This window comes from Ornithinibacillus contaminans, assembly GCF_001038425.2.
GTDB classification, from domain to species: Bacteria; Bacillota; Bacilli; order Bacillales; family Amphibacillaceae; genus Ornithinibacillus; species Ornithinibacillus contaminans.
Genome location: NZ_LDPV02000001.1, coordinates 1 through 26,196 on the forward strand (window position 1 = coordinate 1; position 26,196 = coordinate 26,196).

General features: G+C 38.4%; 29 protein-coding genes. 17 read left to right on the forward strand and 12 right to left on the reverse strand.

Annotation, left to right across the window (positions count from 1 at the left end):
• The 3 genes from JF53_RS00005 to JF53_RS00015 all read right to left on the reverse strand — a co-directional run.
• Positions 1-345 (reverse strand): rhodanese-like domain-containing protein (locus JF53_RS00005; protein ID WP_269083289.1); only part of this gene is annotated, 345 nt, incomplete at its 3' end.
• A 25-nt stretch (positions 346-370) separates the two neighbouring features.
• On the reverse strand, positions 371-1,420 hold the full coding sequence (selD, locus tag JF53_RS00010; protein WP_047980957.1) for a selenide, water dikinase SelD: 1,050 nt from the start codon (positions 1,418-1,420) through the stop codon (positions 371-373).
• 86 nt (positions 1,421-1,506) lie between these two features.
• Positions 1,507-2,262 (reverse strand): exodeoxyribonuclease III, encoded by a 756-nt coding sequence (locus tag JF53_RS00015; RefSeq protein ID WP_047980958.1) that lies wholly within the window; start codon positions 2,260-2,262, stop codon positions 1,507-1,509.
• A gap of 259 nt (positions 2,263-2,521) precedes the next feature.
• Between JF53_RS00015 and JF53_RS00020 the strand changes: the two genes are divergently transcribed.
• The 6 genes from JF53_RS00020 to JF53_RS00045 are packed head-to-tail and all read left to right on the forward strand — an operon-like array spanning position 2,522 to position 7,783.
• Complete coding sequence (locus JF53_RS00020) at positions 2,522-2,911, forward strand: GntR family transcriptional regulator (RefSeq protein ID WP_047980959.1); 390 nt, start codon at positions 2,522-2,524, stop codon at positions 2,909-2,911.
• Positions 2,908-3,597, forward strand: coding sequence for an ABC transporter ATP-binding protein (locus JF53_RS00025; protein ID WP_047980960.1), 690 nt, complete (start codon positions 2,908-2,910; stop codon positions 3,595-3,597). Before JF53_RS00020 ends, JF53_RS00025 begins: the two co-directional genes overlap by 4 nt.
• Complete coding sequence (locus tag JF53_RS00030) at positions 3,594-4,424, forward strand: hypothetical protein (RefSeq protein ID WP_047980961.1); 831 nt, start codon at positions 3,594-3,596, stop codon at positions 4,422-4,424. Before JF53_RS00025 ends, JF53_RS00030 begins: the two co-directional genes overlap by 4 nt.
• Positions 4,425-4,428: 4 nt before the next feature.
• Positions 4,429-5,742 carry a hypothetical protein gene (locus tag JF53_RS00035; RefSeq protein WP_047980962.1) on the forward strand — a complete coding sequence of 438 codons (1,314 nt, stop codon included), beginning with the start codon at positions 4,429-4,431 and terminating at the stop codon, positions 5,740-5,742.
• 17 nt (positions 5,743-5,759) lie between these two features.
• Positions 5,760-6,452: an ABC transporter ATP-binding protein gene (locus JF53_RS00040; protein WP_047980963.1), complete on the forward strand. Its 693-nt coding sequence runs from the start codon at positions 5,760-5,762 to the stop codon at positions 6,450-6,452.
• On the forward strand, positions 6,449-7,783 hold the full coding sequence (locus tag JF53_RS00045) for an ABC transporter permease (protein ID WP_047980964.1): 1,335 nt from the start codon (positions 6,449-6,451) through the stop codon (positions 7,781-7,783). The genes JF53_RS00040 and JF53_RS00045 overlap by 4 nt, the downstream gene beginning before the upstream one ends.
• Positions 7,784-7,879: 96 nt before the next feature.
• Here JF53_RS00045 and JF53_RS00050 read toward each other — a convergent pair whose 3' ends face one another.
• On the reverse strand, positions 7,880-8,422 hold the full coding sequence (locus JF53_RS00050) for a CotY/CotZ family spore coat protein (RefSeq protein ID WP_053071887.1): 543 nt from the start codon (positions 8,420-8,422) through the stop codon (positions 7,880-7,882).
• A gap of 573 nt (positions 8,423-8,995) precedes the next feature.
• Between JF53_RS00050 and JF53_RS00055 the strand changes: the two genes are divergently transcribed.
• Entirely contained in the window at positions 8,996-9,502 is a 507-nt protein-coding gene (locus JF53_RS00055; protein WP_047980965.1) for a D-alanyl-D-alanine carboxypeptidase family protein, read from the forward strand.
• Here the strand turns inward: JF53_RS00055 and JF53_RS00060 are convergent.
• On the reverse strand, positions 9,490-10,047 hold the full coding sequence (locus tag JF53_RS00060) for a hypothetical protein (protein ID WP_053071888.1): 558 nt from the start codon (positions 10,045-10,047) through the stop codon (positions 9,490-9,492). The genes JF53_RS00055 and JF53_RS00060 overlap by 13 nt on opposite strands.
• A gap of 221 nt (positions 10,048-10,268) precedes the next feature.
• Here JF53_RS00060 and ddlA point away from each other — a divergent pair, with 221 nt between their 5' ends.
• Positions 10,269-11,369 carry a D-alanine--D-alanine ligase gene (ddlA, locus tag JF53_RS00065; protein WP_047980966.1) on the forward strand — a complete coding sequence of 367 codons (1,101 nt, stop codon included), beginning with the start codon at positions 10,269-10,271 and terminating at the stop codon, positions 11,367-11,369.
• Between the two features lie 41 nt (positions 11,370-11,410).
• Here ddlA and JF53_RS00070 read toward each other — a convergent pair whose 3' ends face one another.
• Positions 11,411-11,974, reverse strand: coding sequence for a nitroreductase family protein (locus JF53_RS00070; RefSeq protein ID WP_047980967.1), 564 nt, complete (start codon positions 11,972-11,974; stop codon positions 11,411-11,413).
• 164 nt (positions 11,975-12,138) lie between these two features.
• Here JF53_RS00070 and JF53_RS00075 point away from each other — a divergent pair, with 164 nt between their 5' ends.
• The 4 genes from JF53_RS00075 (at position 12,139) to JF53_RS00090 (ending at position 15,039) form a co-directional block, all read left to right on the forward strand.
• Positions 12,139-12,588, forward strand: a complete 450-nt coding sequence (locus tag JF53_RS00075; protein ID WP_047980968.1) for an SRPBCC family protein — start codon at positions 12,139-12,141, stop codon at positions 12,586-12,588.
• 173 nt (positions 12,589-12,761) lie between these two features.
• Positions 12,762-13,580, forward strand: coding sequence for an amino acid ABC transporter substrate-binding protein (locus tag JF53_RS00080; protein ID WP_047980969.1), 819 nt, complete (start codon positions 12,762-12,764; stop codon positions 13,578-13,580).
• On the forward strand, positions 13,564-14,274 hold the full coding sequence (locus JF53_RS00085; RefSeq protein ID WP_047980970.1) for an amino acid ABC transporter permease: 711 nt from the start codon (positions 13,564-13,566) through the stop codon (positions 14,272-14,274). Before JF53_RS00080 ends, JF53_RS00085 begins: the two co-directional genes overlap by 17 nt.
• A 15-nt stretch (positions 14,275-14,289) precedes the next feature.
• Positions 14,290-15,039, forward strand: a complete 750-nt coding sequence (locus tag JF53_RS00090) for an amino acid ABC transporter ATP-binding protein (RefSeq protein WP_047980971.1) — start codon at positions 14,290-14,292, stop codon at positions 15,037-15,039.
• Between the two features lie 60 nt (positions 15,040-15,099).
• Here the strand turns inward: JF53_RS00090 and JF53_RS00095 are convergent, their stop codons facing one another.
• Complete coding sequence (locus tag JF53_RS00095; RefSeq protein ID WP_047980972.1) at positions 15,100-16,170, reverse strand: D-alanyl-D-alanine carboxypeptidase family protein; 1,071 nt, start codon at positions 16,168-16,170, stop codon at positions 15,100-15,102.
• Between the two features lie 205 nt (positions 16,171-16,375).
• Between JF53_RS00095 and JF53_RS00100 the strand changes: the two genes are divergently transcribed.
• Positions 16,376-17,407 carry a serine hydrolase domain-containing protein gene (locus JF53_RS00100; protein ID WP_047980973.1) on the forward strand — a complete coding sequence of 344 codons (1,032 nt, stop codon included), beginning with the start codon at positions 16,376-16,378 and terminating at the stop codon, positions 17,405-17,407.
• A gap of 63 nt (positions 17,408-17,470) precedes the next feature.
• Here JF53_RS00100 and pepT read toward each other — a convergent pair whose 3' ends face one another.
• Positions 17,471-18,700, reverse strand: a complete 1,230-nt coding sequence (gene pepT / locus JF53_RS00105) for a peptidase T (RefSeq protein ID WP_047980974.1) — start codon at positions 18,698-18,700, stop codon at positions 17,471-17,473.
• Between the two features lie 160 nt (positions 18,701-18,860).
• Here pepT and JF53_RS00110 point away from each other — a divergent pair, with 160 nt between their 5' ends.
• Complete coding sequence (locus tag JF53_RS00110) at positions 18,861-19,712, forward strand: sulfurtransferase (RefSeq protein ID WP_047980975.1); 852 nt, start codon at positions 18,861-18,863, stop codon at positions 19,710-19,712.
• Positions 19,696-20,268, forward strand: coding sequence for a DNA-3-methyladenine glycosylase I (locus JF53_RS00115; protein ID WP_201777885.1), 573 nt, complete (start codon positions 19,696-19,698; stop codon positions 20,266-20,268). The genes JF53_RS00110 and JF53_RS00115 overlap by 17 nt, the downstream gene beginning before the upstream one ends.
• Before the next feature lie 52 nt (positions 20,269-20,320).
• Here the strand turns inward: JF53_RS00115 and JF53_RS00120 are convergent, their stop codons facing one another.
• The gene (locus JF53_RS00120) at positions 20,321-22,096 is read right to left on the reverse strand and encodes a methyl-accepting chemotaxis protein (protein ID WP_047980977.1); all 1,776 of its coding nucleotides are present in this window, start codon (positions 22,094-22,096) and stop codon (positions 20,321-20,323) included.
• 183 nt (positions 22,097-22,279) lie between these two features.
• Between JF53_RS00120 and JF53_RS00125 the strand changes: the two genes are divergently transcribed.
• Entirely contained in the window at positions 22,280-22,795 is a 516-nt protein-coding gene (locus tag JF53_RS00125) for a GNAT family N-acetyltransferase (RefSeq protein WP_047980978.1), read from the forward strand.
• 101 nt (positions 22,796-22,896) lie between these two features.
• Here JF53_RS00125 and JF53_RS00130 read toward each other — a convergent pair whose 3' ends face one another.
• Genes JF53_RS00130 through JF53_RS00140 form a run of 3 tightly spaced genes read right to left on the reverse strand, consistent with a single transcriptional unit; the run spans position 22,897 to position 25,005 of the window.
• On the reverse strand, positions 22,897-23,796 hold the full coding sequence (locus tag JF53_RS00130) for a DUF899 family protein (protein WP_047980979.1): 900 nt from the start codon (positions 23,794-23,796) through the stop codon (positions 22,897-22,899).
• A gap of 2 nt (positions 23,797-23,798) precedes the next feature.
• Positions 23,799-24,170, reverse strand: coding sequence for a VOC family protein (locus JF53_RS00135; RefSeq protein ID WP_047980980.1), 372 nt, complete (start codon positions 24,168-24,170; stop codon positions 23,799-23,801).
• Positions 24,171-24,222: 52 nt separating this feature from the next.
• Positions 24,223-25,005, reverse strand: a complete 783-nt coding sequence (locus JF53_RS00140; RefSeq protein ID WP_047980981.1) for a helix-turn-helix domain-containing protein — start codon at positions 25,003-25,005, stop codon at positions 24,223-24,225.
• 188 nt (positions 25,006-25,193) lie between these two features.
• Here JF53_RS00140 and JF53_RS00145 point away from each other — a divergent pair, with 188 nt between their 5' ends.
• Positions 25,194-26,018, forward strand: a complete 825-nt coding sequence (locus tag JF53_RS00145; protein ID WP_047980982.1) for an aldo/keto reductase — start codon at positions 25,194-25,196, stop codon at positions 26,016-26,018.
• Positions 26,019-26,196 lie beyond the last annotated feature (178 nt).

Here is a 26,196-nt window from a genome sequence, read left to right on the forward strand (position 1 = left end):
TAATTCTTGCGCCGTGTTGTCAGTAGCTTCTGTTTCTTCTTCATTTGTTACTTCATCTTCCCAGCAAAATACCGATATGGCGGTATCAATTTTTTTGAACTCGGCAATGTAAGTAGGAAGCTTTTGTGAAAATATTTCTAGTCCACGTTCTTTGGCTGCTTCTTGACCTACTTGTTTATATAGTGTTCCAACTTCTGCACGTTCTTCATTCGTGAAAATAGGAATGTTAATACTACCAGGAATCGTTGCTTCCTCAAATTCCTGTGGAGAACGGACATCGACTATCGTGTGCTCTCCTTGTGCTCTTTTTTCCAACAACTCAGGTAATGTAATATCCTGAAACATACTTACACCTTCTAATTTCTCAACATTATAAAACAGTTATTTTCCCTTTGTTTTCTGCGGTTACGTCACCAATTATACTTGCTTCTACGCCTTTAGCTTGTAAGTCAGCTAATAATTTCTCAGCTTCTTGGCCGTTTACAGAGATGAGGAGTCCGCCTGATGTGACGGCATCACATAAAATGTGACGATCAATTGAATCCATTTCCTCTGGATACGTAACAACATCCGCGATATGTTTATAGTTGTTTTTAGTCCCGCCAGGCATGGAGCCAGCCTCTGCTAATTCCCGGACGCGAGGTAATATAGGTACGTTTTTAGAATAGATGGTTAATCCGACATCACTGCCGATAGCCATTTCTGAGCTATGTCCAAGTAGCCCAAATCCTGTTACATCTGTGGTTGCGTGAACATCGTAGTTTTCCATTACTTCTGCTGCGGTTTTATTTAAGGTTGCCATTACTGCGGTTACACGTTTAACTTCTTCAACTGTTAGCAAATCCTTTTTAATCGAGGTTGTTAAAATCCCAACACCGATTGGTTTGGTTAAAATAAGCTTATCACCTGGTTTTGCTCCTGCATTGGTTCGTACTTTATCAGGATGGACAACTCCGGTCACGGCTAGACCGAATTTTGGTTCATTATCATCAATTGAATGCCCACCAACTAGTGTAACATTTGCTTCTTTTAATTTATCTCCTGCACCACGTAGTATTTCAGATAATATGCTTTTATCCAATATGGAAATTGGGAAAGCAACGATATTAAGAGCAGTAAGTGGTTTCCCGCCCATTGCGTAAACATCACTAATTGCATTAGCTGCCGCTACTTGGCCGAAATCGTACGGATCATCGACAATCGGTGTGAAGAAGTCGAGTGTTTGTACGAGTGCAATATCATCGTTTAGTTTATAAACACCGGCATCATCACTCGTATCCAGCCCAACTAATAAATTGGGATCTGCGATTGGAGTGGGGAGATTACGTAATACTTGGGCTAAATCGGCAGGGCCAATTTTACAGCCACATCCACCTTTTGATGATAAAGAGGTTAGTTTAATTGCATTTGAATTTTCCATGATATCAACCCTTCAATTTGAATCTTTTTCTACCATCATTTTAGCATAGTAAGTTATCTCTTATACGCTGGAATGCTTGCGTATACTTATACGTTCATTTCCAGTGCAATCGGGCAATGGTCACTTCCTAGTACAGCCATATGAGCTTCTGAATCGACGAGCTGATCCTTCAAGCGATTCGATACGATAAAATAGTCAATCCGCCATCCGATATTCCGTTCGCGAACGGTTTTCATATAAGACCACCAAGTATAAATTCCGTCAGTATCTGGATGGAAATAGCGAAGTGTATCGATAAATCCGGCATCCAGAAAACGCGTCATTTTTCCGCGTTCTTCCACGGTGAACCCTGAATTTCCGTAATTGGTCTTGTAATTTCGGATATCAATTTCGTTATGGGCAACATTTAGGTCACCACATAAGATGACAGGCTTTCGTTGGTCATGCTCTTTTATGTGCTGGAATAGGGCATCTTCCCATTCCAAGCGCACATCGAGTCGTGCTAAATCACGCTGAGAGTTTGGTGTATACACATTGATTAAGTAAAAATCTTCAAATTCTAACGTAATAATTCTACCTTCAGACTGTGTTTCATTTTCACCAACCCCATATGTTACGGAAATTGGCTTTTTCTTCGTGAATACAGCTGTACCAGAATAACCTTTTTTCTCTGCATAGTTCCAATATTGATAGTAACCATCTAAATCTAAGTCGATCTGTCCAGCTTGTAGCTTTGTTTCCTGCACACAAAATATATCAGCATTTATTTCATTAAAATAGTCTAAAAAGCCTTTGCGGACACATGCGCGTAGTCCGTTGACATTCCATGATATGAGCTTCATATTAATCCCCTTCTATCTAGTAAATTTCTATAACGAAATGATAAATACGTTATTCATCATACCACCTATCAGAACAAACCGTCATCCGAAGCTATTTGGAAAAAAGGATCGAAATTACTGTTGACTTCTAAAGTGTATTGCACATATAATACACGTAGAGGTGTACTAAGGGCTTAATACATATTTTTTTTGCGGTTGGTGTATTAAGTGGATAATACAGAGAGAAGTGGAGTCACCATGAAAAATAGGAGTTGTCGCTATGAATGTAACGTTTAACAATCGAGATCCGGTGTATGTACAGGTTGTTCAGCATTTTAAAGAACAGATTGCTACTGGTGGTTTTGAAGCAGGACAAGAAATACCGTCTCGCCGGGAACTAGCAAACCAGTTGAAAATAAATCCGAATACAGCACAAAGGGCATATAAGGAAATGGAGGAACAAGGGTTGATATTTACGGAGCGAAATTTACCAAGTCGTATTACAAAAGATGAAACGGTCATTAAAAAGGTACGAGAAGAATTGATACTTGGAGCGGTAGATTCATTTATCGAATCCGTTCAATCCATCAATGTTCCATTAGACGAAGCACTGCAATTAGTGAAAGATAATTATACGAAAACCCGCGATGAACAGGAGGGGAACGCATGATTGAAGTTAACGAAGTGACGAAGAAATTTGGTAGGAAGAACGTATTAAAAGGGGTCTCCTTTACAGCGAATAAAGGGGAAATCACCTGCTTAATTGGAATCAATGGAGTTGGGAAGACAACCATTCTAAATGCAATTATGGCACTTACGCCGATTCGTTCTGGTGAAATTTTAATTGATGGAGAAAGGATTCATAAAGGAAGTTATGAAAAAATAACCTTCATTCCAGATGCAATCACCATGCTTCCACAAATGCGGATAACGGATGCGATGCAGTTCATGGCCGATTTTTATAATACTTGGAATCAGAAGCGGGCAGATGAAATGCTTCAGTTTTTTAAATTGAATCCAACTGATCGTATTTCAACATTGTCAAAAGGGAACACAGCAAAGGTTAATATGATGCTTGGACTGGCGATGGATGTGGATTATATCCTAATGGACGAACCCTTCTCTGGAATCGATATTTTCAGCAGGGAACAAATCGCAGAAGTGTTCACGTCTCATTTAGTGGAGGACCGAGGCGTTATTATAACCACCCACGAAATAAATGATATTGAGCATTTAATTGATAAGGTCGTCTTGCTTGATGAAGGTGTTGTATTAAAGGAATTCAATGCCGAAGAGGTACGTGAAAATGAAGGGAAATCGGTAATTGATGTCATGAGAGAGGTGTACCGAGCATGAATCGCTATCTAAAGCTAGTTAATTTTGAATTAAGTCGTTTCTTTAAAATATATCTTGTCTTAATCGGACTTACATTGGTATTACAGCTTATTGGTGTTGTAATTGGGGCAAATGGTTATATGGGAGAACTGGAAGAGGTAATGAAAGGTGGCACGACGCAAGCGGAATTTTTAATGGAACGGGGAGCTTTCTCGTTTGCTGATATCACGCGTGGCTTTTGGTTTTTCGCTCCTATTGCCCTTAGTGCGGCTTCTATTTTCATCTATATATTCTTTATCTGGTACCGTGATTGGTTTGGGAAAAATACGTTTGCTTACCGTTTATTCATGCTACCAACAGCCCGTATTAATGTGTTTTTAGCAAAAGCAACGTCAATATTCTTGATGGTGCTAGGGCTAATTGCGTTGCAACTTGTATTCTTATCGATTGAGAGAAGTCTTATGAACGTATTGGTTCCATCTGAAGTGCGATTGGATTTAACGATTGCGCAAATGATTAATAGCTTCGACAATTTCCAGGTTCTTTATCCGGACTCATTCATCCAATTTATGATTAATTATGGAATTGGTTTTATGGCAGTACTAGTCGTGTTTACAGCAATTCTAATGGAACGAAGCTTTCGTTGGAAAGGAATACTGCTAGGTGCTTTGTTTGCCGGGCTAGCAGCGGTGGTTTTTCTATCACCATTCCTAGTTCAAGCGTTTGTTTTAAAGGAATTCTTTTATCCAATTGAGTTATTCATTTTAGCTGTGATTACTGGACTAATTGTTATTGCAGGAACGATATGGACTAGTAATTACTTGCTTAACAAGAAGATAAGGGTGTGATGAGATGATACTAAAGCGATATTGGAAATTACTTTCGATAGTATTGGTTATTGTAGTCGTATTAGCAACCTTCTATATCAATTCAGCGCTTGCTAGTAAGCAGTATCCTGAATTGGTTATGAAAACAATAAGTGGGGACGAAGCTGCGGTAGAAGGGTTGACGCTTTTGGGGGATTACTCTGATCCAACCAATCTTCACGGTACATTCAAAGTTTCATTAGATGGAATTTCTTATAAAGAAGAACAGTCCTATTTTAAAAAAATCGATCCTACTACTTTTACGATGGATGCTTTAACAACACTAAGAGATAGTTACCGAAACTTCATGCGCGGCAAGCAGGGAGATCCTGCGCTGTATTTTGAAGATGATTCATTTGTTGCCTATGCAACGATTGAATCAAAAAGAAACTTTACATCGGTTTATCAGGAGAATTTTACATTTGATATTACTGTTTTAAATAAAGAATCAGAGGAAACAACTTCCCTTAAAATTAATGTGCCAGATCAGAGGAACGTATCGTTTATGGAAGTCTGGGATGTTCAAGTAATAGATGGAAATCTGCAGGTGATAACACGTACTGAAGCTTATCGTTCACAGGAAAACGAGACATCACTTCGTATGTATATCTTTGATTTGGAAGCGGAACAGCTGATAGGTGATGAGACGATAAGCAACCTATCAATCGCTGATATAGAAGCTTCAAACGGTTGGTATAACATTGCCGATCTAAATAATCGGGATCAGATTGGCAAACAAAAATATCTGTTATTTGTAGAAGAAAAATTTATAGAATCAACAGTTAATGAAGCGGAAGATATGGTATCGAATCAGGTAAAAGAAAATGGTGAATATGTAACACAATCAGTTGTGAATACCACTACAGAGCGTAAAGTATTCGTCTATGATGTTGAGGCAAAAGAACGGACTGAATTGGAGTTGTCCGAGGAAATCAAAGCGGCTATTCAAACAGATTCTTTTTATTCAACTGCAACATCCAGTATCTATAATGGGACAGCACTTTTTACAGTTCTAACAGAAACAGGTCTGAAAGTGGTTGGTTATGATATGGATACACAAGCAGAAGTAATCAATCAAACGTTTGAACTACCATATGAAGATGTCTTCAATTCTACTATTCGAATCGTGGATAATCGTCTCTATGTTGTTGAGATGTCAAATAACGAGCAGAATCCAATGAATATTTATGTAGGTGATATTGATTCTGGTGAGCTGTTATACAAAGGTGAAATAGAAATGAAGAATCTACCTAAAAATGTTGAGGAAATATTATTTGTATACGACATGATAATCAACTAATCATTGGAGGAGAAGTTTTGATAACAATCAAAGAACTAAGTCATCAATTTGAATTAGGGAAAAAAGGGCAGAAGACAATCCTACCTGTCCTGAAGGATATATCCTTCCAAGTGGAAAAAGGAGAAATCGTTTCGGTTGTTGGAAAAAGCGGCTCGGGGAAATCGACGCTTTTAAACTTAATCAGCGGTTTTATTCATCCAACAAAAGGTGAGATATGGATTGCGGGTCAAAATGTAACGAGTTTGACCGAATCGGGTTTTGCGGATTTTCGCTTGAATCATATCGGGTTTATCTTTCAAAGCTTTCAATTAATACCGAGTATGACCGCCTATCAAAATATTGAACTCCCATTAATTTTAAGGGGAGAAAGTGAGAAGAAAAGAAAAGAAATAGTGGATCAATTACTGGAAAAAGTAGGATTGGTAGCCTTTAAGGAACATTACCCTAGTGAACTTTCTGGGGGACAACAGCAACGGGTTAGTATTGCCAGGGCATTAGTGTTAGAACCTGCGCTTATCCTTGCCGATGAACCAACAGGTAGCCTCGATAGTGAAACAGAAACAGAGATCTTAGAAATTATCCAGAATCTAAATAAAGAATTAGGGATCACCTTCTTAATCATTACCCATGACGAGGAAGTTGCTCGAATTGGTCATCGTACTATTTCCATTAAAGATGGCAGCCTAATGGAAGGTGGTGCAGTGCTATGAAGTTAATGGATCAATTTCGCTTTATTAAGCAAAACATCAAGAAAAACAGAGTACGTACCTTCATGACGATCCTTGCTACGGCAATGGGATGTGCATTCCTGATTGTATTAGCTTCAGTAGGCTATGGGTTACAACAGAGTGTTGTAGATGACATGCTAGAGCAACAAATTGTTACCGAGATTGACTTGTATGGTAAAGAAGTAGATGAAAACTATCAAGCGTTGACAATGGACGATATCGAAAATCTGGAACAACTAGATCATGTAAAAGCTGTAACGAGAAAAAATCAGCTACGACAAATGCCTAGTTATACCATTGATAATTACAAAGCAGAGACAATAGCTGTTTCAACCCATTTTCCATCAGAGGTTAAATCAGGACTCGAACTTTCAGAGGGAAGATTACCAGAGAAGGCAAATGAGGTAGTTGTCGGGTATCAGTTTGTTGAACAGCTAATAGTTGATATGGACGAAGATGAGATCTACGATGAAGAAACTGGAGAAGTGAAGGAAGAATTTCGTTATTCAGACGAGTTAGTCGGGAAAACAATTACCATGACTGTTCAGAAGGATTCAGAAGGAGAAACGACAGAAGAAATTCCATTAACGGTTGTTGGTATATTAGAAAAACCAACAAAAGAATGGGCAAGTGATGTAAATGTTTATATTTCACAAGACGTATTTGAACAGGTGGAGGAAATTACCGGGACTCCAGGTGGGGAATTGGGAATTGATCCAGAAGATTTAGAGACTACGCAAACCGAAACGTATGATGAAGTCCATGTTTTTGCAGATAACCTCGAGTCTGTACAAGGGATTGTCGATCAACTGGATGAAGAGAACTATGCGTCGTATTCGGTTGTAAGTGAAATGAAGCAGATTAATACGCTTTTCACAATTGCAAAAGCAGGATTAATTCTTGTTGGTACGATCGCGTTAATCATTGCATCCATCGGTATTTATAATACGATGACCATGGCGGTGACAGAACGTGCTCCTGATATCGGCATCATGAAAGCCATTGGAGCTAATCCGAAAACCATTAAACAAATTTTCCTATTAGAAAGCAGTTATATCGGGATAATTGGCGCTGTGATTGGAACGATTGTTGCGTATGCGACGAGTGTGCTTGTGAATTTTGGCTTGCCATTAATATTAGAATCGGCATTTGGAGAAGAGATGCCAGAAGGATTACAGTTCTCTGCTATCCCATGGAGTCTCGTATTAATTGCGGTTGGAATTTGTTTAATCGTGACCATTCTATCTGGAATGCGTCCAGCAAAACGCGCGACACAAATTGATGTATTAAAAGCGATGCGAAGAGAGTTATAGTACCATTTCTAAAATAATTTGTTGATATATAGCACTAGCACTATAGATTGAAAAAGGAGAACCTAGATCCATTCTAACGGATCTAGGTTCTTTGCATTAGTAGTGCTTGTGGTTATTGTTTGCAATTGGTGAGACTTGTGCAATTGGTGTTGTTGGAGCTAGACATTGGATTGCAATAAAGTGGTGTAAATCTACTGTAATACAAATTCCAGATTCCACAAAATTACCTGTTGTATTGTTTGGGATGAAGTCACAAGCATCGTGATTTGATAAGACAGTAGATCCAACAGAATCTGTTTCGAATTCCAGTAATTCTAGCTCAACACAACAGCCTTTTTTGAATTGCTTCGCTTTGAATACGGCAGACTCTATACACTCAAAATCTCCGTTACTCTGTGAGACTCCTGTTGCAAAGAATAGATCACAATCGCCTTTACAATACAGTAGGAATGGAATAGTTGTTGGGCCGTCAACGATTGGGGCGGTTGCTGGTGACAATAATTGTTCGATAGCACGATGGCAGCCTGTGTTACAACAGTCGCCTTGAGCCTGAGCAGCAACTTCATTTTGAGCGGCTACAATTTTTCGAACAACATCACAAACGCATTCACCGGATTGCTTGCCATGTGAACAACTCATGCTATATCTCTCCTTATCTGTTAAATTTTTAATACACTACAATCTATGTTGGAATATCTATCATGCTTGTTTAATAGTCTATTTCTAGTAAAAATAAGGAAGATACCCTGGAAATAATAGAAAAATGTGTGGTTCAATCAAGTCAATTGCCAACACTGATAAGGAATATTGGAATACTTTATTCTAATCTACTCATAGGGCATTACTAGATTTTTGCCCGACAACCTATGAATCTTGTAGCCAGCTAGCCACTGGCTTCTTTTATATGTCAAAAGATGTCTAGATTTAGAAGCAGGCGTCGGGCACTTTTCTTATCGAAGTATTTACGAATAGATAACAATGTTAAATAAGCATTACAGGTTGGTTAATTTAACATGTTCGTAATATCTGTCTACTAAAATAAAAGGACGTGATGTTTGTTTTTATGTCTAACTCCAGGCGCCAACGACTAACTGACTTCCTTCACCTTCGTACGATAAGTCAATATCTGCTTTATGGAGAAGGAAGGTCGACTAGAACCGCCCTTAGCGGGCAACGCCGACATACCCCTATGAAGGGGGGCATACGAGTGGGATGGAAAGGACTGGGATACGAGCTTATACACATCATAAACTACTAAGAGAAACGCCGTATCCAGGAATTACTGGTGGAAAGACAGGGTATATTGAGGAAGCTGGATTTACACTTGCGACAACTGCCGAACAAGAAGGCTTGAGCTTAATAGCTATTATACTGAATTCGCCAAACCAATCAGGTTCCTATGAAGATACAGTAACATTATTAGATTATGGATTTGAACATTTTAAATTCGAAAACAATCAACTAGTAGATACACATGGAAATCCAGCTGTGGAGCTCAGGAAACTAGAGAATAGAGCAGTGCTAACTGCTCAAATGTCGCTAGAATCTCCAACTAAAACAACTAATGGCCTTGCTGTTGCAAGAGCGCAAACCCATACAGCTTCTTCTCTAACTAAGGCGACAACTCGGAATGATATCTCAGTAGATTTGAATATCATTGGTATCGTGCTAATTTTTGCATGGATACAAATCCGTATTCGCGTTTTTCAAAAGCGATGATCATGAGATTCTATCGTGATAACGTCAACATTTTTTAGTAGGAAAAATAGAATAACAATGGCAAAAAGATAGACATATGGATGTTTTGAGATGGAAAATAGAACGCGTGCGTTGTTGGTTTTAATGGAATGCTCCATCGCATATTGAACAATTAGTAATAGCAGCATAATGAAAAATGCTACTAATTTGAAGAAGGCATCTGGATTGGCCATCGGCATCATTTCGCCAAGCATTGCACCCATCATGCCACCCATTAAGCCTGAAACAGCCCCATCAATAACGGCAACTATGCCAAAGGGTAAGCCAGCTAAATAACCAATCGTTAAGCCGATTAAGATAGCAATGATGGTCGAAGTAAATAATTCACCATTCAGCATCATTCCTAGTATTAGTCCAAATAAAGTACCTGTCGTCATCCCTAGTGTCATGGATACGACCATTCCGTGCATCGGTGTCAGCTCTTTGCGATAGTAGGTATTCCAAAAGAAAATTCCAATAACTTGTAACAAATTACATGAAAGAATTAGGATTAATGTAGGGGTCATTCGATTAGCTCCAATCATAGGTTGGTTGTCCAGTATTAACTATATTCCGATGTGAAATTAAATATGATATACCCTATATAGGTATAAGGAAATATTCTTCTCATTTTTTTGTTTTGCTACTATTAAAAACAAGCCAATCTATGCTATTTTAATTGTATGGAAAGCTTTTTGATAAAATGGCTATACATTTTTTAGTTTGTAAATGGAAAGGACGTCCAAAATTGAAAAAGACTAAAGTAGGAATTATCTTTGGTGGTAAATCTGCAGAGCATGAGGTTTCACTTCAATCTGCCAAAAATATAGTAGATGCAATTGATAAGGATAATTATGATGTTGTGTTAGTAGGTATTGATAAAGAGGGGAAGTGGCATTTAAATGATCAATCTTCTTATTTATTACATGCTGAAAATCCAAAATTAATTGCTTTAAATAAATCCGAGGATAATATTGCGATTGTCCCTGGTAGTGCAAATAATCAGCTAATCCATGCTGAAAATGCTGGTGTACTGGAACAGCTTGATGTTGTATTTCCAATTGTTCATGGAACACTTGGAGAAGATGGTAGTCTACAAGGAATGCTTCGCTTAGCAAACCTACCTTTTGTAGGTCCGAATGTACTTGGTTCAGCCGTATGCATGGATAAAGACATTGCCAAAAGATTATTAAATGCTGCGGGAATTAACGTTGCTAAGGGTATAACGGTAAAACGAGTGAACCTGCCCAATATTAGTTTTGAGAAAGCAAGTGAATACTTAGGTACCCCAATGTTTATCAAGCCAGCTAACCAAGGTTCATCTGTAGGGGTTAGCAAGGTGACTACAAAAGAAGAATTCGATGCTGCGGTGGAATCAGCATTCCAATATGATCATAAAATTGTTATTGAAGAAAATATTGTCGGACGTGAAATCGAGTGCGCCGTATTAGGAAATGATGAACCAATCGCTTCTGTTCCAGGAGAAGTCTTGCCAAATACGGACTTTTATTCGTATGAATCAAAGTATATCGATGAAAAAGGCGCTGACTTAGCTATTCCAGCCGACCTAACCGATGCGCAAATTAAACTGGTCCAAGAAGCTGCTATTGAAGCATTTAAAACATTAGAGTGTGAAGGATTAGCACGAGTAGACTTTTTCTTAACCGAGGATAATCAACTATATGTTAATGAAGTAAATACACTTCCTGGTTTCACAAAAATTAGCATGTATCCGAAGCTTTGGGAAATTAGTGGGGTCCCATATTCTGAACTGATTAGTCGATTAATTGACTTAGCAATTGAACGTCATCAAAATGATTCAAAATTAAAGAGCACCATGTGGGAATAAAGAATAAGCGTCTTGTCCAAAAAACGGACAAGACGCTTATTTTATCCCACGTGAAACGTAGAGAATTTATCAATTACTGGAATACGCTCTTTATTCTCTGGAAGTTCATCAAAGTACCCCATATGCAGGAATCCGATAATTCTTTCGTTATCCTGTACGTTAAGCATTTTTGCAACTGTAGGGTCATAGATATGAGGATTGGTCTTCCAAACGACACCTAGCTTCTGTTCCCAAGCTAGTAGCTGGAAGTTTTGAATCATGCAAGCAGTTGCACCGAAATTTTCATCCTGTTGCTTCTGGTTTTCGCCTGACTGCATGATCATGACTAGAATCGCGCTTGGTTCATTTAAGTAAGCTTCACGATTTTGTTGGCGTTCCTCTGGATAGGTGCTGGCAATCTGTTTCGCAAATTGCTTCTGTTGCTCTTCACCTACAAAGAGAAATCGCCATGGCTGCCTCATTCCGTGGGTAGGCGCCCAAATCGCAACCTCTAATAATTCAATGACCGTTTCTTTTAGTACAGGCTGTTTAGTATAGCCTTTTTTTATGGAACGCCGCTCTCGTATGACATCAGCAAGCAATGCTTGTTCGTTTAAAACTTGCATGAATAACCACCTCTTTTGTTGGATTAACGTACATTTTGCGATTGATAATCATTTTCAATTAACATAGTATATGATTTGAATTGGAAAAGCAATATGCTGTTCCTCTTGTAATGTATACTTATGATAGAATGAAATTATTAAATGCTTAAAGGAGTAATTTTCCAATGAAGGAATGGACTAAGGATGCGGAAATTAATGCACCAATTGATCAAGTATGGAAGCTTTTTGAAGGCTCCTTACAGGATATGCAAAAAATCATGCCAAACGTGGTTGAAAATCAATTAATCAGTGAGACGAAAGATGGGATAGGGACGGTTTATCGTCAGAAGTATCGCGAAGGCAAGCGTGTTCAAGAGTATGATGTAGAGACACTCTTCTATCAAAATGAGATAGACTTTAAGAAAATGAAGGTAGGTTTCACATTAGCGAATATGTTTGAAATTACAACCACGTATGAGGTAAGAAAACTAGCGAATAACAAGACCTATTTTCGGTATACGACAACAAACACTCCATTAAAATGGTTTTTAAAAATTTTATTGAAACTAGTAAACAGTGATAAGGTTGTAGTCCAATTTGTGGAACGTGTAAAGCGAGTGGCGGAAGCAGAATAATGAAGTTCTAAGCATTAAACATATTTTCGTTTAATGCTTTTTTTATATAGCCAGATTGCAACTACTTTGTTTGTTTTCTAAAAAAAGGTAAATACTAAAAAGCAAATTCGTTTACAATATCTTGAAACCGTGGTATCTTGATAATTCCGATAAACTTACTGGGGGTTAATAACATGAAAAAAATTACTTTAGGTATTTTATTATTACTACTAGCTCTACTTGCGGCATGTGGTTCAGATAATGAAGAGGGAAATAATGAAGCAGCAAATGATCAAGATTCAACTGCAAATCTTTATGATGAAGTAATGGAGAAAGGGGTCTTAACCGTGGGAACGGAAGGAACTTATGCACCTTTTACCTTCCACAATGAGGCAGGCGAATTAACTGGCTATGATGTCGAGGTAATCAAAGAAGTTGCTAATCGTTTGGGACTTGAGGTTGAATTTATGGAAACACAGTGGGATTCCATGTTTGCGGGTCTTAATTCCGAGCGATTTGATCTGATTGCAAATCAGGTTGGTATTAATGAAGAACGTCTGGCAAACTATGATTTTTCAACACCATACACGTATTCTTCATCGGTTGTTGTTGTACCAGCAGAGAATAATGACATTACATCATTTGAAGACTTAGATGGTAAAACGTCTGCACAATCATTAACAAGTAACTACGCAGCAACTGCAGAAGAAAATGGTGCTACGTTAATTGGTATCGAAGGTCTTGCTCAAGCAATTGAATTAATTAAACAGGGACGTGCTGATGTAACGGTAAACGATAAGCTTGCTGTTCTAGAGTATACCAAGCAACAGGGTGATGAAAGTATTAAAATTGTTGCCGAATCTGACGATGTTTCAGAAATGGCATTTGCATTTAATAAAGGAAATGAAGCATTAGTAGATGCTATCAACGAACAACTAGCAGCGATGCGTGAAGATGGTACACTAGCTGAAATTTCATCTGAATGGTTTGGTGAAGATGTTTCAACTAAATAGTATGATTTATGCTACAGTTTCGTATCAAGGTATGGGAGCGTGGGAGTTATTCGTTAATTCTCTCCTCCCTATGATTTTAGGTGCCGTTAAATATACGATTCCATTAACAATTATTGCATTTATATTAGGGTTACTCGTTGCCTTATTAACAGCTATGATGCGCCTATCAAAATCAAGGATCTTGCGGATTCCTGCAGTGGTATATGTATCGGCAATTCGAGGGACGCCACTATTGGTGCAATTATTTATTATATTCTTTGGTTTACCTTCTATTGGAGTAACAATCGATCCATTTCCGAGTGCAGTTATTGCGTTTACACTGAATGTTGGTGCTTATGCTTCGGAGATTGTTCGGGCATCTATTTTATCGATTTCTAAAGGGCAATGGGAAGCAGCATTTACAATTGGTATGACGAGATCAATGGCGTTAAGAAGAATTATTCTTCCGCAGGCTACAAGGGTTTCGATTCCGCCTTTATCAAATAGCTTTATAAGCTTAGTTAAGGATACCTCATTAGCTTCGCTTATCTTAGTTGCGGAGTTATTTCGTCAAGCACAGGAAATTGCCGCCCGCACATTTGATTTTCTGTTGTTATATACAGAGGCAGGACTAATTTATTGGGTCATCTGTTTTATCCTATCGTTATTCCAAAATCAACTTGAAAAGCGGTATGATCGGTTCGTAGCCAAGTAAAGGGGAGGGTTGCATATGTTTTTAACGATTAATGGATTAGCAAAGTCATTTGGCGCTAATGAAGTTTTAAAGAATATTGATGTTTCGGTTGAAAAAGGGCGAGTTGTCTCCATTATTGGCCCTTCTGGTTCAGGGAAAACGACCTTGCTACGATGCTTGAATGCATTAGAACAACCAGATAAGGGAATGTTTCTCTTTGATGATGGGCTTCAATTAAACTTCGAAAAAAAAGTAACGAAAAAAGAGCTACTTGAACTGAGAAGGAAATCAGGCATGGTGTTTCAATCCTATAACCTGTTTCCGCATAAAACGGCTCTCCAAAATGTTACAGAAGGGCCAATCAACGTTCAAAAAAGCAAGAAGACCGAGGTAGAAGAACTGGCTCGTGAGCTATTGAGAAAAGTGGGGCTTGAGGACAAGATGGATTTGTATCCGCATCAATTATCTGGCGGACAACAGCAGCGCGTTGGGATTGCTAGAGCACTAGCCATGGAACCTGAACTCATGCTATTTGATGAGCCGACATCAGCGCTTGATCCAGAGCTTGTTGGGGAAGTCCTGCGCGTCATCAAGGATTTAGCTAAGGAGAATTGGACGATGGTGATTGTTACCCATGAGATTCAATTTGCTAGTGAAGTGTCAGACCATGTCATCTTTATGGATGGTGGCTATATTGTTGAACAAGGACCACCCGAAGAAGTCTTGAAATATCCGAAAGAAGAAAGAACAAAGCAGTTCCTACATCGGATTTTGAACCCGGCATAATAGAGAGGACATTCATCATTTGGTGAATGTCCTTTTGTATGCAAAAAAAGAGCCAGAAAATTAATTCTGACTCGTCTGTTCTGGTAATATTTCCGCTAAATATTCCTCTAATGTGATGCCACGATTCATAATTTCTGTTGCTGCTTTTACACCGACATAGCGAATGTGCCATGGTTCGTATTGATACTCGGTAATATCCTCTTTACCTTCAGGATAACGGATGATAAAACCATATTTCGCTGCATGCTTTTTCAGCCATTTCCCTTCTTCTGTATCACCAAATTCAATAACTAATTCATAATTCACATGTGGACTTGTTACATCGATGGATAAACCAGTTTGATGCTCACTCTCACCAGGCTTAGCACTAAAGTTGTTCGCCTCTTCTTCCCCGTTCACGCTCACATACGATGCGAAAAGCACATCCTGTCTCGCGTAGGAACGGTAACCAGACTGTGCGAATAGATCAAGACCTTCTGCGTCTGCATCAGCAAACAATTTTTCGAGTGCTTCCGCCGCGACCTTCCGCATTTGTTTTTTGGGAACGTCTTCTACAAATGGGAAACGGACATCTGGGATCACAAGATCACTTGGAATGTAATCCTCAGGTAGCGCGTGTTGCTTATTGACTAAAGCAAGTGCCTCATAAGGGTTGCCGAGTAGGACGGTGTCATCATCTAATACTTTATCCGCTTGGTAAGGTAATCCTTTTCCGACGGTTATTTTAATTTCTTCAGCAAGTATTTTTTCCAGTACTAGTTTCATATCTTGGCCATATATTCCAGTTACGGTTAGTTCTTCTTGTAGCTGGATATCTGTAACTGCCCAAACTGTTTTAGAATCATAGATACCGGACAATTCGACTGGATAGCCAATTTGAGCTAGTGCCTTTTGAAGTTCTTTCACCTCATCGCTTTGGTCACCTTTTTGAAGTTCTTCGGTTGGAAGGGTGATGACTTCCTCTTCTGGTTCTGGTGTCGTTTCGGTTTCTTCGTTATCTGTTACTTGTTCTTGATTATTTTCATTTATTTGCAAAGCAGCATCGTCGCTGTTGGTTAATAGATTACAAGCAGTAAGGGAAACTAATATACTGCCTATTATAAGTATGTGAATGATTTTGTTGTTGGTCATATGAAGTCTCTCCCTTTTAGGATAATTACACCTAACTATTCTATTATACTATGAAGCAATTAGAATTACCTCAGGAACTAGTAAAAATAGGTCAATGGTGTGACGGTTTAATTCTAATGGGAAACATCGGAATTTTTATATAATTATGATATGATAGAAAATGCAGGGATTAATTGTGCTTTTTCAGGTAGTGAGGATGAGTATTATGGGTAAATCAATAGAGAAAATAATTACAGAAGTTGCATCAGAAGTAGGGTTTTCAGGAGCAATACAATTTCGAAATAAGGATGAGTTTTTTGAGGCTGCTTATGGCTACTCCAATCGCTCCGATCAGGTAGCAAACACAGTGAACACGAGATTTGGAATTGCCTCAGGCTGCAAAATTTTTACGGCAGTAGGGATTGGACTATTAGTGGATCAAGGAAAACTATCCTTCCAAACAAGCTTAAAAGATTGTTTAGACATTTCATTTCCTAATTTTTCAGAGGATGTAACGATCCACCATCTGTTAACACATACCGCTGGCATACCCGATTATTTTGATGAATCGGTAATGGATGACTTTGAAGAGCTTTGGATTAACCGTCCCATGTACACAATGCGTCATCTACAAGACTTTCTTTTCATGTTTCAAGATCGGGAAATGCTGTTTCAGCCTGGTGAAAAGTTCCAATATAATAATGCGGGTTATATTGTATTAGGACTAGTCATTGAACAGGTAACGGGAATGTCATTCACAGATTTTATCGAGGAAAATGTGTTTAGGAAAGCAAAGATGCATCAATCGGGTTATTTTTCACTGGACCAGCTACCAGCTAATACGGCAATTGGGTACATTGATGATGAAGAAACTGGGCAGTGGAAAAGTAATCTATATTCGATACCGGTAAAAGGCGGGGCAGATGGTGGTGCCTTTATTACCGCTGGCGATATGATGAACTTCTGGGAAGCGTTGTTTGCGAACGAGTTGTTAACGAAGGAAACTACTGAGACATTATTAACGCCCCATGCTAACAGTAATCGTGAGCTTGCTTATGGCTATGGTATTTGGATTTCAATGCGTGATAATGAAATTACCAAATACCATGTGATGGGCTATGACCCAGGGGTGAATTTTCGGTCCGCGGTATATCTAGATGGTGCGAAGGTGGTTATTGCCTCGAATAAAAATGATGGTGCATTTAGTATTATGAAGGCTATTGAAGAATTTATTGGGGCAACTGAGCCCAAACGGTAAAATGGGAGAATGAAAAAAAGAAGCTAAGAGAACAGGGAACGCCAGCCTCTTAGCTTCTTTTTGTTATCTTGCTTCAAACAACCTACAAATTTCAACAATTACGTTTGTTGCTTTTTCCATATTATCCACAGAGATGTATTCAAATTTACCGTGGAAGTTTTCTCCACCAGTAAAGATGTTTGGTGTTGGTAATCCCATGTATGATAACTGTGATCCGTCTGTTCCACCACGCACTGGTTCGATGACCGGTTCAATAGCTAGATTTTGCATGGCTTGCTTTGCAACATCAACGATTTCCATTACCGGTTCAATTTTTTCACGCATGTTGTAATATTGATCTTTCATCTCCAACACGGCGCTTTCTTCCCCGTAAGTAGCTTTCATTTCGTTAACATAACGTTCCATTCTAGCCTTTTTCTCTTCAAAGCTATTACGATCAAAGTCACGAATAATGTAGTAAACACGTGTTTGTTCTACATCACCAGTAATAGAGATGAGATGGAAGAAGCCGTCATAGCCATCTGTACGCTCTGGAGTTTCCTCGGTAGGGAATTTATTTACAAACTCTGCTGCCATCTTTCCGGAGTTAACCATTTTGTTCTTGGCAGTACCAGGGTGTACACTATTTCCTTTAAACGTTACCTTTGCTGCAGCGGCATTAAAGCTTTCGTATTGAAGCTCCCCTAATGGCCCACCATCAATCGTATAAGCAAAGTCTGCACCAAAACGTTCAACGTCAAAATGATGTGGTCCACGACCAATTTCCTCATCAGGTGTGAAAGCAACACGAATTTTACCGTGCTTGATTTCCGGATGCTTAATTAGATAGTCCATTGCGGTCATAATTTCAGCAACACCGGCTTTATTATCAGCGCCGAGTAGTGTTGTGCCATCTGTTGTAATCAGGGTATGGCCTTTATAGCTTGGAAGCTCAGGGAATTCCTTGCTAGATAACACAACATTAAGTTCTTTGTTTAAGACAATATCGTTTCCGTCAAAGTTTTCAATCAGTTGTGGGTTTACATTTTTTCCAGTAAAATCGGTAGCTGTATCCACATGGGCGAGAAATCCAATTGTTGGCACTTCTTTATCCGTATTAGATGGTAATGTTGCCATGACATAGCCGTTATCATCGATGGTAACTTCCTGCATACCGATTGCATTTAATTCTTCTACAAGTAAGTTCGCTAAGTCTAGCTGACCTGGAGTCGATGGGATTGTTTGGCTGTCCTCGTTTGATTGCGTGTCAACTTTTACATAGGTAGTAAATCGTTTAATAATTTCTTGCTTCAATTGACTTCTCTCCTTGCTGGAATTTTATTTTTCTGACTATAATTATACCGTAACACGAAATAAATTGAAATTTAATTCGCTGGATTATGTTAGGGTAAAGGAAAAACGAATACATGTGCCGAATAAGTATAGGAAGTAATCGATTAGGGGGAATTTAGTTATGTCCTATTTGCTAACTGGTAAAGAAGTAAAAGAAATCATATCGAATCCTAAAAATGATGTTGTTATTGTAGATGCTCGCTTTCAATTACATGACTCTGACGCAGGGAAGAGAGACTATGATGAAGGACATCTACCAAGTGCTATCTATTTTGATTTAGAAAAAGATCTCTCAGCGGTACCAAACGAACATGGTGGAAATCATCCACTGCCAGCTATTACTATGTTAGCAACAAAGCTCGGTAATGCTGGAATTGATCAGCAAACAACCGTAATCGTTTATGATCAAGGAAATGATATGTTTGCTCCGAGATTTTGGTGGCTATTACATTATCTAGGGCATGATGCTGTATATATACTGGAGGGTGGTTATGCGCGTTGGGTTGCAGAAGGGAACATGGTAACGAAAGAAGTTCCAGTTCATGAACCGAAAAGCTTTATCCCGAGCGTCCGTCATGATGAGGTTGTCCATATCGAGCAAGTGAAAGGAAAATTAACTTCAGATGAGGCTATTTTGATAGATTCCAGGAGTAAGGAGCGTTACCTTGGGAAAACAGAGCCCCTCTATAAAAAAGCTGGGCATATTCCAGGAGCCAAGAACTACTTCTGGATGGATGTATTGGATGAGGAAGGCAATTGGAAAAATAAAGCAGCATTAGAACAACACTTTGCCAATTTAGATAAAAAATCTGAGATCATCGTATCATGTGGATCTGGTGTTTCTGCCTGCCCGAATGTTGTTGCATTAAAAATGGCTGGTTATACCAATGTGAAATTGTATCCAGGTAGCTTCAGTGATTGGATTTCCTACGAGGATAATAGAATAGAGACAGAGGATGAGACAAATGGGTAAAAAAAGATGTGCATGGGTACCCGAGCAAGATGCGTTATACACCGCCTATCATGATGAGGAATGGGGAAGACCTGTACATGATGATCGCAAACTTTTTGAAATGCTTATATTAGAAGGAGCACAAGCTGGTCTTAGTTGGATAACGATTCTTAGAAGGCGAGAGAATTACCGCGTGGCATTTGACGATTTCGATCCGACTGTTATTCAGCATTATGATGAGGAAAAGATTCAATCGCTTCGTGAGAATGAAGGAATTATCCGTAATGAACGAAAGATTAGATCTGTTGTTGCCAATGCAAAAGCATTCTTGCTGATACAAAAAGAATTTGGTAGCTTCGACAAGTACCTCTGGAGTTTTGTCGGGGAAAAGCCGATATACAACCATTGGAAAAGCTCAGCTGAAGTTCCTGCTCAAACAAAGGAATCGCAAGCTTTAAGCAAAGATTTGAAAAAACGAGGGTTTAACTTTGTTGGTCCAACCATTTGCTACGCATTCATGCAGGCAACAGGTATGGTAAATGATCATACAATGGACTGTTTTTTATTTCAAGCATAAAAGAAAAAGCTACTTTCAGTTCAATCCTGAAAGTAGCTTTTTAGATTCTGAATTATAATTTAAAAACTTTTAATTCATTGTTTAGCTGTTCGGCTAGTTTTTCTAGTTCTTCTGCGCTGTTGGATACTTCTTCCATAGAACTTGATGTTTGCTCTGCAGATGCTGCAGCTTGTTCAACACCAGCAGCTGATTCCTCTGATACAGCTGCAATGTCTTCAATTAAATTATTCATATCATTACTATTGTCTGCAATTTCACGTAAGCTTGCAGAAATCGTAGAGATTTTTGCGGCCATTTCTGAGACAGAGTTCTGAATGGATGCAAAGTTCTTTCCGGTTTCTTCGATTTGCGCCGTACCTTCTTTTACCTCTGTATAACCACTATTTAGGGAGTTGACAACTTGTCCAGTTTCACCTTGGATTTTTGTCACAATCGTCGTAATTTCACCAACAGATGATGCTACCTGTTCGGAAAGCTTTCTAACTTCTTCAGCAACAACAGCAAATCCTTTACCATGCTCTCCGGCTCTAGCTGCTTCAATCGCTGCATTCAGAGATAGAAGATTAGTTTGATCGGCGATATCCTTGATCACGGATACAAGTTTGGAGATCTCATTTGATTGCTTATCGAGTCCTTGAACCTTTTCCACTGCTTCAGAAACGATTGCGTCAATCTGTTTCATTTGAACTACAGAAGTCTTCATTAACTCTGTACCTTCATTGGTTAACGCTAGGACATTTTCAGAGGTTCCTGAAATTTCAAGTCCGTTTTCCTCAGATGTACGAACTTTGTGTACGAAATCATTCATTCGTTCTGCTAAATTCGAAGCACTATTTGCTTGGTTTTCTGTTCCGGAGGACAATTCTTCCATGGTAGAAGCAATTTGCTCATTACCCTCGCGAACTTCTCCTGCTGATTGGGTTAACTCTTCACTTCGAGTGGAGAGCGTATTAGCGGCGGAAGCTACTTTATAAAGAATACCTTGTATATTATCCTTCATTAAATTAACTGCACTTGCAAGCTGTCCGATTTCATCTTTTCCGTTATAATCTACTGACTCTACTAGCAAGTTTCCGTTTGCAACTTCGTTTGTCATTTCCACAACTTTTCGGAGACTAGTAGTAATTCGTTTGCTGACCGTTAATAAGAGCAGGGTACCAAGTACAATTACTAATATGGTTGAGACACTTAATACGATAACACCAGTTTGTAAACTATTCTTTGAATTTTTAACAGTTGCTTGTTGATCTACTTTAACCATGTTCATGAGTTGATTCACAAGGTCTACCGTTTCTGTACGTAATTCAGTTGAACGTGTTCTAATAGATGCAGCCATGTATGTTTGGCTATTCTTTACCGCTTCACTAATTTCACCGTAGAACATTTCGTTAACTTTTGTATCGTTTTCTACAATTTTAGTGAAAATCTGTTTTTGTTCCTCTGTTTCCAAGGTAGGTTCAATTTCGCCAAATAATCCATCTAATTCACTCTTGTATTGCTCAAAGGAATCGACATAACGTGATTTACCAGCAAGTAAGTAATCTGCTATCTGAACGTCCTTTACTTGAATAATCGATGCCAGATCTGCCATTTCATTTACACGAGCACTATATTGGTCTATTGAATCAACATCACTTTGTCCCTTACTCAATTGATAATAGACAACAGCCCCGGAAAGTAAGAAGAGAACAATCGCTACTAAAAATACATATAAATACTTGCGACTTAGCTTTACGTTTTGAAAGTTAAGAAAAGATATAGATTTTTTTTGTTTTTTCTCTTTCTTTTCTCGCTTGATTTTTGGTACTTTTAATTTTTTGTTCTTCATTATGTATCCCCCAATTGTAGATATAAACGGTTTTCTTTCTATATCGACATATTTTTCAGTTTTTGAAGTATTATTTTAAATTATTTGAAACGGAATTTTCTAACACTTGATATTATCACATGATTTCTAGTAAAATAGCAAACTGTGTGCTTCGCTAACTACTAAGAATGGAGGTGACAAAACGTGGCAAAATCAGCATTTATACAAGAGGAAAAAAATAAAGAAGAATTGAAGCAAGAGCTGGATTCGTTGGAAATACAACTATTTCGAATGAAAGATAATATAAAGAAAATCGCTAAAACAGCAGCAGAAGTAATCAGTATTGATCAAACCCCAAATGATGAATGGGTAGTGGTTTATGCTGATTGGGAAGAAGATAACTGGCAAATCATGCTTCACAGCTGCAAACGTGCCTTTCGCGGAAGTTGGAATTCAGCACTGCAGGCTGAGGTGAAGGACGATAGTACCATTCATATCGCAGCAATAAAAGGAGAAGAGAATAAGGGTTATGGCTCCGTTTTAATGAAACACTTAAAAGAAATTGCAAGGGAAGAAAATGTACAGTATATTACTGGCGACCTGGTAGAACGTGATTTTGATCATGTAGACCGTCTACAGCATTTCTATGAGAAACATAACTTTGATGTAACGGTAGACCATGAAGAACAGTGCGGAGAAATAGTTTGGAATGATGAATGAACAAAGACTACTTTTGAATAAAGGTGGTCTTATTTTTTGCTTTACAATGGGTGAAAAAAAGCAATCCTTATGATGCAAGGATTGCCCGATAGTTATCGCAATCAAACCCGTTCAAATAAATGAAAATGTAAACCATAAGGATCAGAAAACATCATACTTTTCTCGTGAAACGTATTGGTTATAGTACAACCTTTTGCAAGCAGCTCTTGTTTTGCTTCTTGAAAATCTTTAACAGCAAGCTCGAAAAACACATTATTTGCGCTACTTTCTTCAATATAAAAATTCTGCCCGCCAATTTGTAATTTTGTATCGGTTTTGCCTTGCGTAACCTTTGTCATACCAAGCGTATTTGTGTAGAAATCAACCGCCGCTGCGCTATTTGTCACCTGTACCGCAATATTGTTCGTTAATTGATAGTCGGCGTTTTTATTCATTTTCTTTGTTGGATGGAAATTGTTTGAACCGGATGGTAGCAGGTCGAATAAATACCATACGGAACAGAAGTCATCTCCAGGTCCAAATGGAGCATCGGCAACATGAAATATAGCACCAGATTCATCTTTTTGGAATGTAGAAACACCAGGATATTGAACCCCATTCTTCAAAAAGCCAAGGTCCTCTTTAAATGTCGTGCCAGCTGTTGACACCATAGGGAACTGCCACCTGCGTTCTGCTGCAAATGCATCTTGAACTTCTGGTATGTCCGGGGTTGCTACAACAAATGCTGCCTTCTCAGTAAGGTGATGATATACCCCATTGAATCCGTCAGCCCACATTGTGCAATAGGAACATGATTTTCCCATGTTCTGTATCATGATGAGTTCTTCTTTTTCTCCGAACAACTCCAGTAGGCTTTTTTTCTGATTAGTAGAGTCTAAAAACTGGTAGTTCTTAACTTCTTTCCGTGGAACAGATTTCCGTAACTCCATTAATCGGTTTTTCTTTTCATGCAATTCTTGCTCTAATGCTTTAATTTCGGATGCTAAATTAGTAGTTTCCATCGTTATACCTCCAGTGAATGATTGACATATTCAACAATTTCGATCTGATTTCCAGAATTATCTTCAACAACAAAATAGTAACCAGGTGGACACGGAATCGGTTCGTCAGATATAATCTTGACTCCCTTTTCTTGAAGTCTTCTAAAATCTTCTTGAATATTAGTAGATTGAATTCCAAATAATAAAGTTGATGAGGATGGCGTATCAGATTTTTCAGCTTTCTCTAAAATCAGTGGAAGCCCGTTATTATTAAGGCTGATGATATTCTCCCCATATTGTTTTAAGACGGTAAAATCAAGGAGATTTGTGTAGAAATGAACTCCTTCTTTTATGTTTTGCACTTTTACCGTTAAAACACAAACCTGATTTAGCATGTACATACCCCCAATAGTGTTATGTAAGACTAATTTACCATTTAAAAGCAGATTATTTTTCTTCTTGTTTGCGCTTTTCGGTACTTAATAGAAGTTTAGGTAGATTAATTAGGATTGGTGGATCGAATGGCAATGGCTCTCGTAACACAATTTCGGTGTATAGAGAGGTATGTTGTTCGATTACAACCGGTGAATCTCCTTTCCCTCTATATGTGTTGGTTAATACAAAATAACTTTTCGGATTTAGGCTCTTTGGTAGAGTGGTAGCCAGAATATAATAGGTTCCAATCGGTACATTGGAAAAGGTGCAGCTTGCCTTTTGATGATTTAAGACAGTTCCGACAATCGGCTCTTGATCTGGAATTGGCCTAGGGAATAAGCCAATAAATACAATACCTTTAAATGAAGTTGGTGTAACAACCCGACAAGTGACAGAAGGTGTTAACAGATTTAATGGCTGTAGTTCTTTTGAAAAATCATACTCATTTATGAACTGGTGTAATGGTTTCATGCTCTTTTGGAACTGCTTAGGAGATAGTCCAACAAATTGTTTAAACTTAGAGCTGAAGGTACCGATACTACGGAACCCAACATTTAATAGTGTTTTTAATATGGAATTTGAGGGGTCCACTAATAGTTCTTTTCCTGCTTCAATCCGTAATGCGGATAGATAATGTCGTGGGGATACACCAGTTATTTCTTTGAAAACCCTACTAAAATGGTAAGGGCTATAACCAATATGACTAGCTAGTTCTTCAGAGGTGAGTTCTTCATCTAAATGTTCTTTCATATATGAAATAGCTCGGATAATAAGTTGTTCTTTTTCGCTCCTCATATGAATTCCCCTATCTTAAACGTTGTGAACTGAAAAATCTGTAATTATTAATTAATTCAACATTTGATGAAAAAATCCCTGCTAGTTAGTTGTTATTTTGGGTACATATGGGTATAAGCAGGATACTTTTTTCTCTGATATTGGATATGGTAAGATAGAAACTATTCTACATAGAAGGAGCGATATGGATGGAGTTTGTTACGTTAAACAATGGTTTAGAAATGCCTAAGCTTGGCTTTGGTGTTTGGAAAGTGCCAGATGATGAAGCAGAACAGGCAGTAAAGAAAGCAATTGAGGTTGGGTATCGTTCAATTGACACGGCTAAGATTTACGGGAATGAAGAAGGTGTTGGTAGAGCTATTGCTGCATCGAGCGTTCCGCGTGAAGAACTCTTTATTACAACAAAAGTGTGGAATAGTGATCAAGGCTATGACAATACATTAAAAGCTTTTGATGAGAGTCTTGAGAGACTTGGACTTGATTATGTAGATTTATATTTAATCCACTGGCCAACACCGCAGTTTGATGACTATGTGGAGACATACAAAGCGCTAGAGAAGCTTTACAACGATGGTAAAGTAAAAGCAATCGGGGTCTGCAATTTCCATATTGAGCACCTGGAGCGCTTGCTTAAAGAATGTGACGTAGTTCCTGTGTTAAATCAGGTGGAATGTCATCCGTTATTACAACAAGCAGAACTAAAAGAATTCTGTGCGAAGCATAATATTTATGTAGAGGCATGGAGCCCATTGATGAATGGTGGGGAAGTATTAAATAATGCAGTTGTGAAGGAGATTGCTGAATCTCATGGTAAAACACCTGCACAAGCTATCCTTCGTTGGCATCTGCAATATGATAATATTGTGATTCCAAAGTCTGTAACACCTTCTAGAATCGAAGAAAACTTTGATGTGTTTGACTTTGAATTAACCGCTGAGGATATGAACAAAATCGCAGCACTGAATGAAAACAAACGAAATGGTGCAGATCCTGCTGAGATGAATGTACGATAAGTGAATGAAGAAGTGTTAGGTAAATCGATGCCTAACGCTTCTTTTTTAAATTAAATCGAAACTATTGCAGTTTTTGGACAATAAACTAGTTACATTTTGGGGGAAATGTAGTAGACTATAATAAATTTATGGTTCATCCATTTTAAAGGAGTGATGTTTTATGAGAGAACTTAATCAA

Coding starts and splice junctions, on each gene's coding strand:
- selD (WP_047980957.1), bottom strand. CDS start 1,420: ATGGAAAATTCAAATGCAATTAAACTAACCTCTTTATCATCAAAAGGT.
- JF53_RS00015 (WP_047980958.1), bottom strand. CDS start 2,262: ATGAAGCTCATATCATGGAATGTCAACGGACTACGCGCATGTGTCCGC.
- JF53_RS00020 (WP_047980959.1), top strand. CDS start 2,522: ATGAATGTAACGTTTAACAATCGAGATCCGGTGTATGTACAGGTTGTT.
- JF53_RS00025 (WP_047980960.1), top strand. CDS start 2,908: ATGATTGAAGTTAACGAAGTGACGAAGAAATTTGGTAGGAAGAACGTA.
- JF53_RS00030 (WP_047980961.1), top strand. CDS start 3,594: ATGAATCGCTATCTAAAGCTAGTTAATTTTGAATTAAGTCGTTTCTTT.
- JF53_RS00035 (WP_047980962.1), top strand. CDS start 4,429: ATGATACTAAAGCGATATTGGAAATTACTTTCGATAGTATTGGTTATT.
- JF53_RS00045 (WP_047980964.1), top strand. CDS start 6,449: ATGAAGTTAATGGATCAATTTCGCTTTATTAAGCAAAACATCAAGAAA.
- JF53_RS00050 (WP_053071887.1), bottom strand. CDS start 8,422: ATGAGTTGTTCACATGGCAAGCAATCCGGTGAATGCGTTTGTGATGTT.
- JF53_RS00055 (WP_047980965.1), top strand. CDS start 8,996: ATGGAAAGGACTGGGATACGAGCTTATACACATCATAAACTACTAAGA.
- JF53_RS00060 (WP_053071888.1), bottom strand. CDS start 10,047: ATGACCCCTACATTAATCCTAATTCTTTCATGTAATTTGTTACAAGTT.
- JF53_RS00070 (WP_047980967.1), bottom strand. CDS start 11,974: ATGCAAGTTTTAAACGAACAAGCATTGCTTGCTGATGTCATACGAGAG.
- JF53_RS00075 (WP_047980968.1), top strand. CDS start 12,139: ATGAAGGAATGGACTAAGGATGCGGAAATTAATGCACCAATTGATCAA.
- JF53_RS00080 (WP_047980969.1), top strand. CDS start 12,762: ATGAAAAAAATTACTTTAGGTATTTTATTATTACTACTAGCTCTACTT.
- JF53_RS00085 (WP_047980970.1), top strand. CDS start 13,564: ATGTTTCAACTAAATAGTATGATTTATGCTACAGTTTCGTATCAAGGT.
- JF53_RS00090 (WP_047980971.1), top strand. CDS start 14,290: ATGTTTTTAACGATTAATGGATTAGCAAAGTCATTTGGCGCTAATGAA.
- JF53_RS00095 (WP_047980972.1), bottom strand. CDS start 16,170: ATGACCAACAACAAAATCATTCACATACTTATAATAGGCAGTATATTA.
- JF53_RS00100 (WP_047980973.1), top strand. CDS start 16,376: ATGGGTAAATCAATAGAGAAAATAATTACAGAAGTTGCATCAGAAGTA.
- JF53_RS00110 (WP_047980975.1), top strand. CDS start 18,861: ATGTCCTATTTGCTAACTGGTAAAGAAGTAAAAGAAATCATATCGAAT.
- JF53_RS00115 (WP_201777885.1), top strand. CDS start 19,696: ATGAGACAAATGGGTAAAAAAAGATGTGCATGGGTACCCGAGCAAGAT.
- JF53_RS00120 (WP_047980977.1), bottom strand. CDS start 22,096: ATGAAGAACAAAAAATTAAAAGTACCAAAAATCAAGCGAGAAAAGAAA.
- JF53_RS00130 (WP_047980979.1), bottom strand. CDS start 23,796: ATGGAAACTACTAATTTAGCATCCGAAATTAAAGCATTAGAGCAAGAA.
- JF53_RS00135 (WP_047980980.1), bottom strand. CDS start 24,170: ATGCTAAATCAGGTTTGTGTTTTAACGGTAAAAGTGCAAAACATAAAA.
- JF53_RS00140 (WP_047980981.1), bottom strand. CDS start 25,005: ATGAGGAGCGAAAAAGAACAACTTATTATCCGAGCTATTTCATATATG.
- JF53_RS00145 (WP_047980982.1), top strand. CDS start 25,194: ATGGAGTTTGTTACGTTAAACAATGGTTTAGAAATGCCTAAGCTTGGC.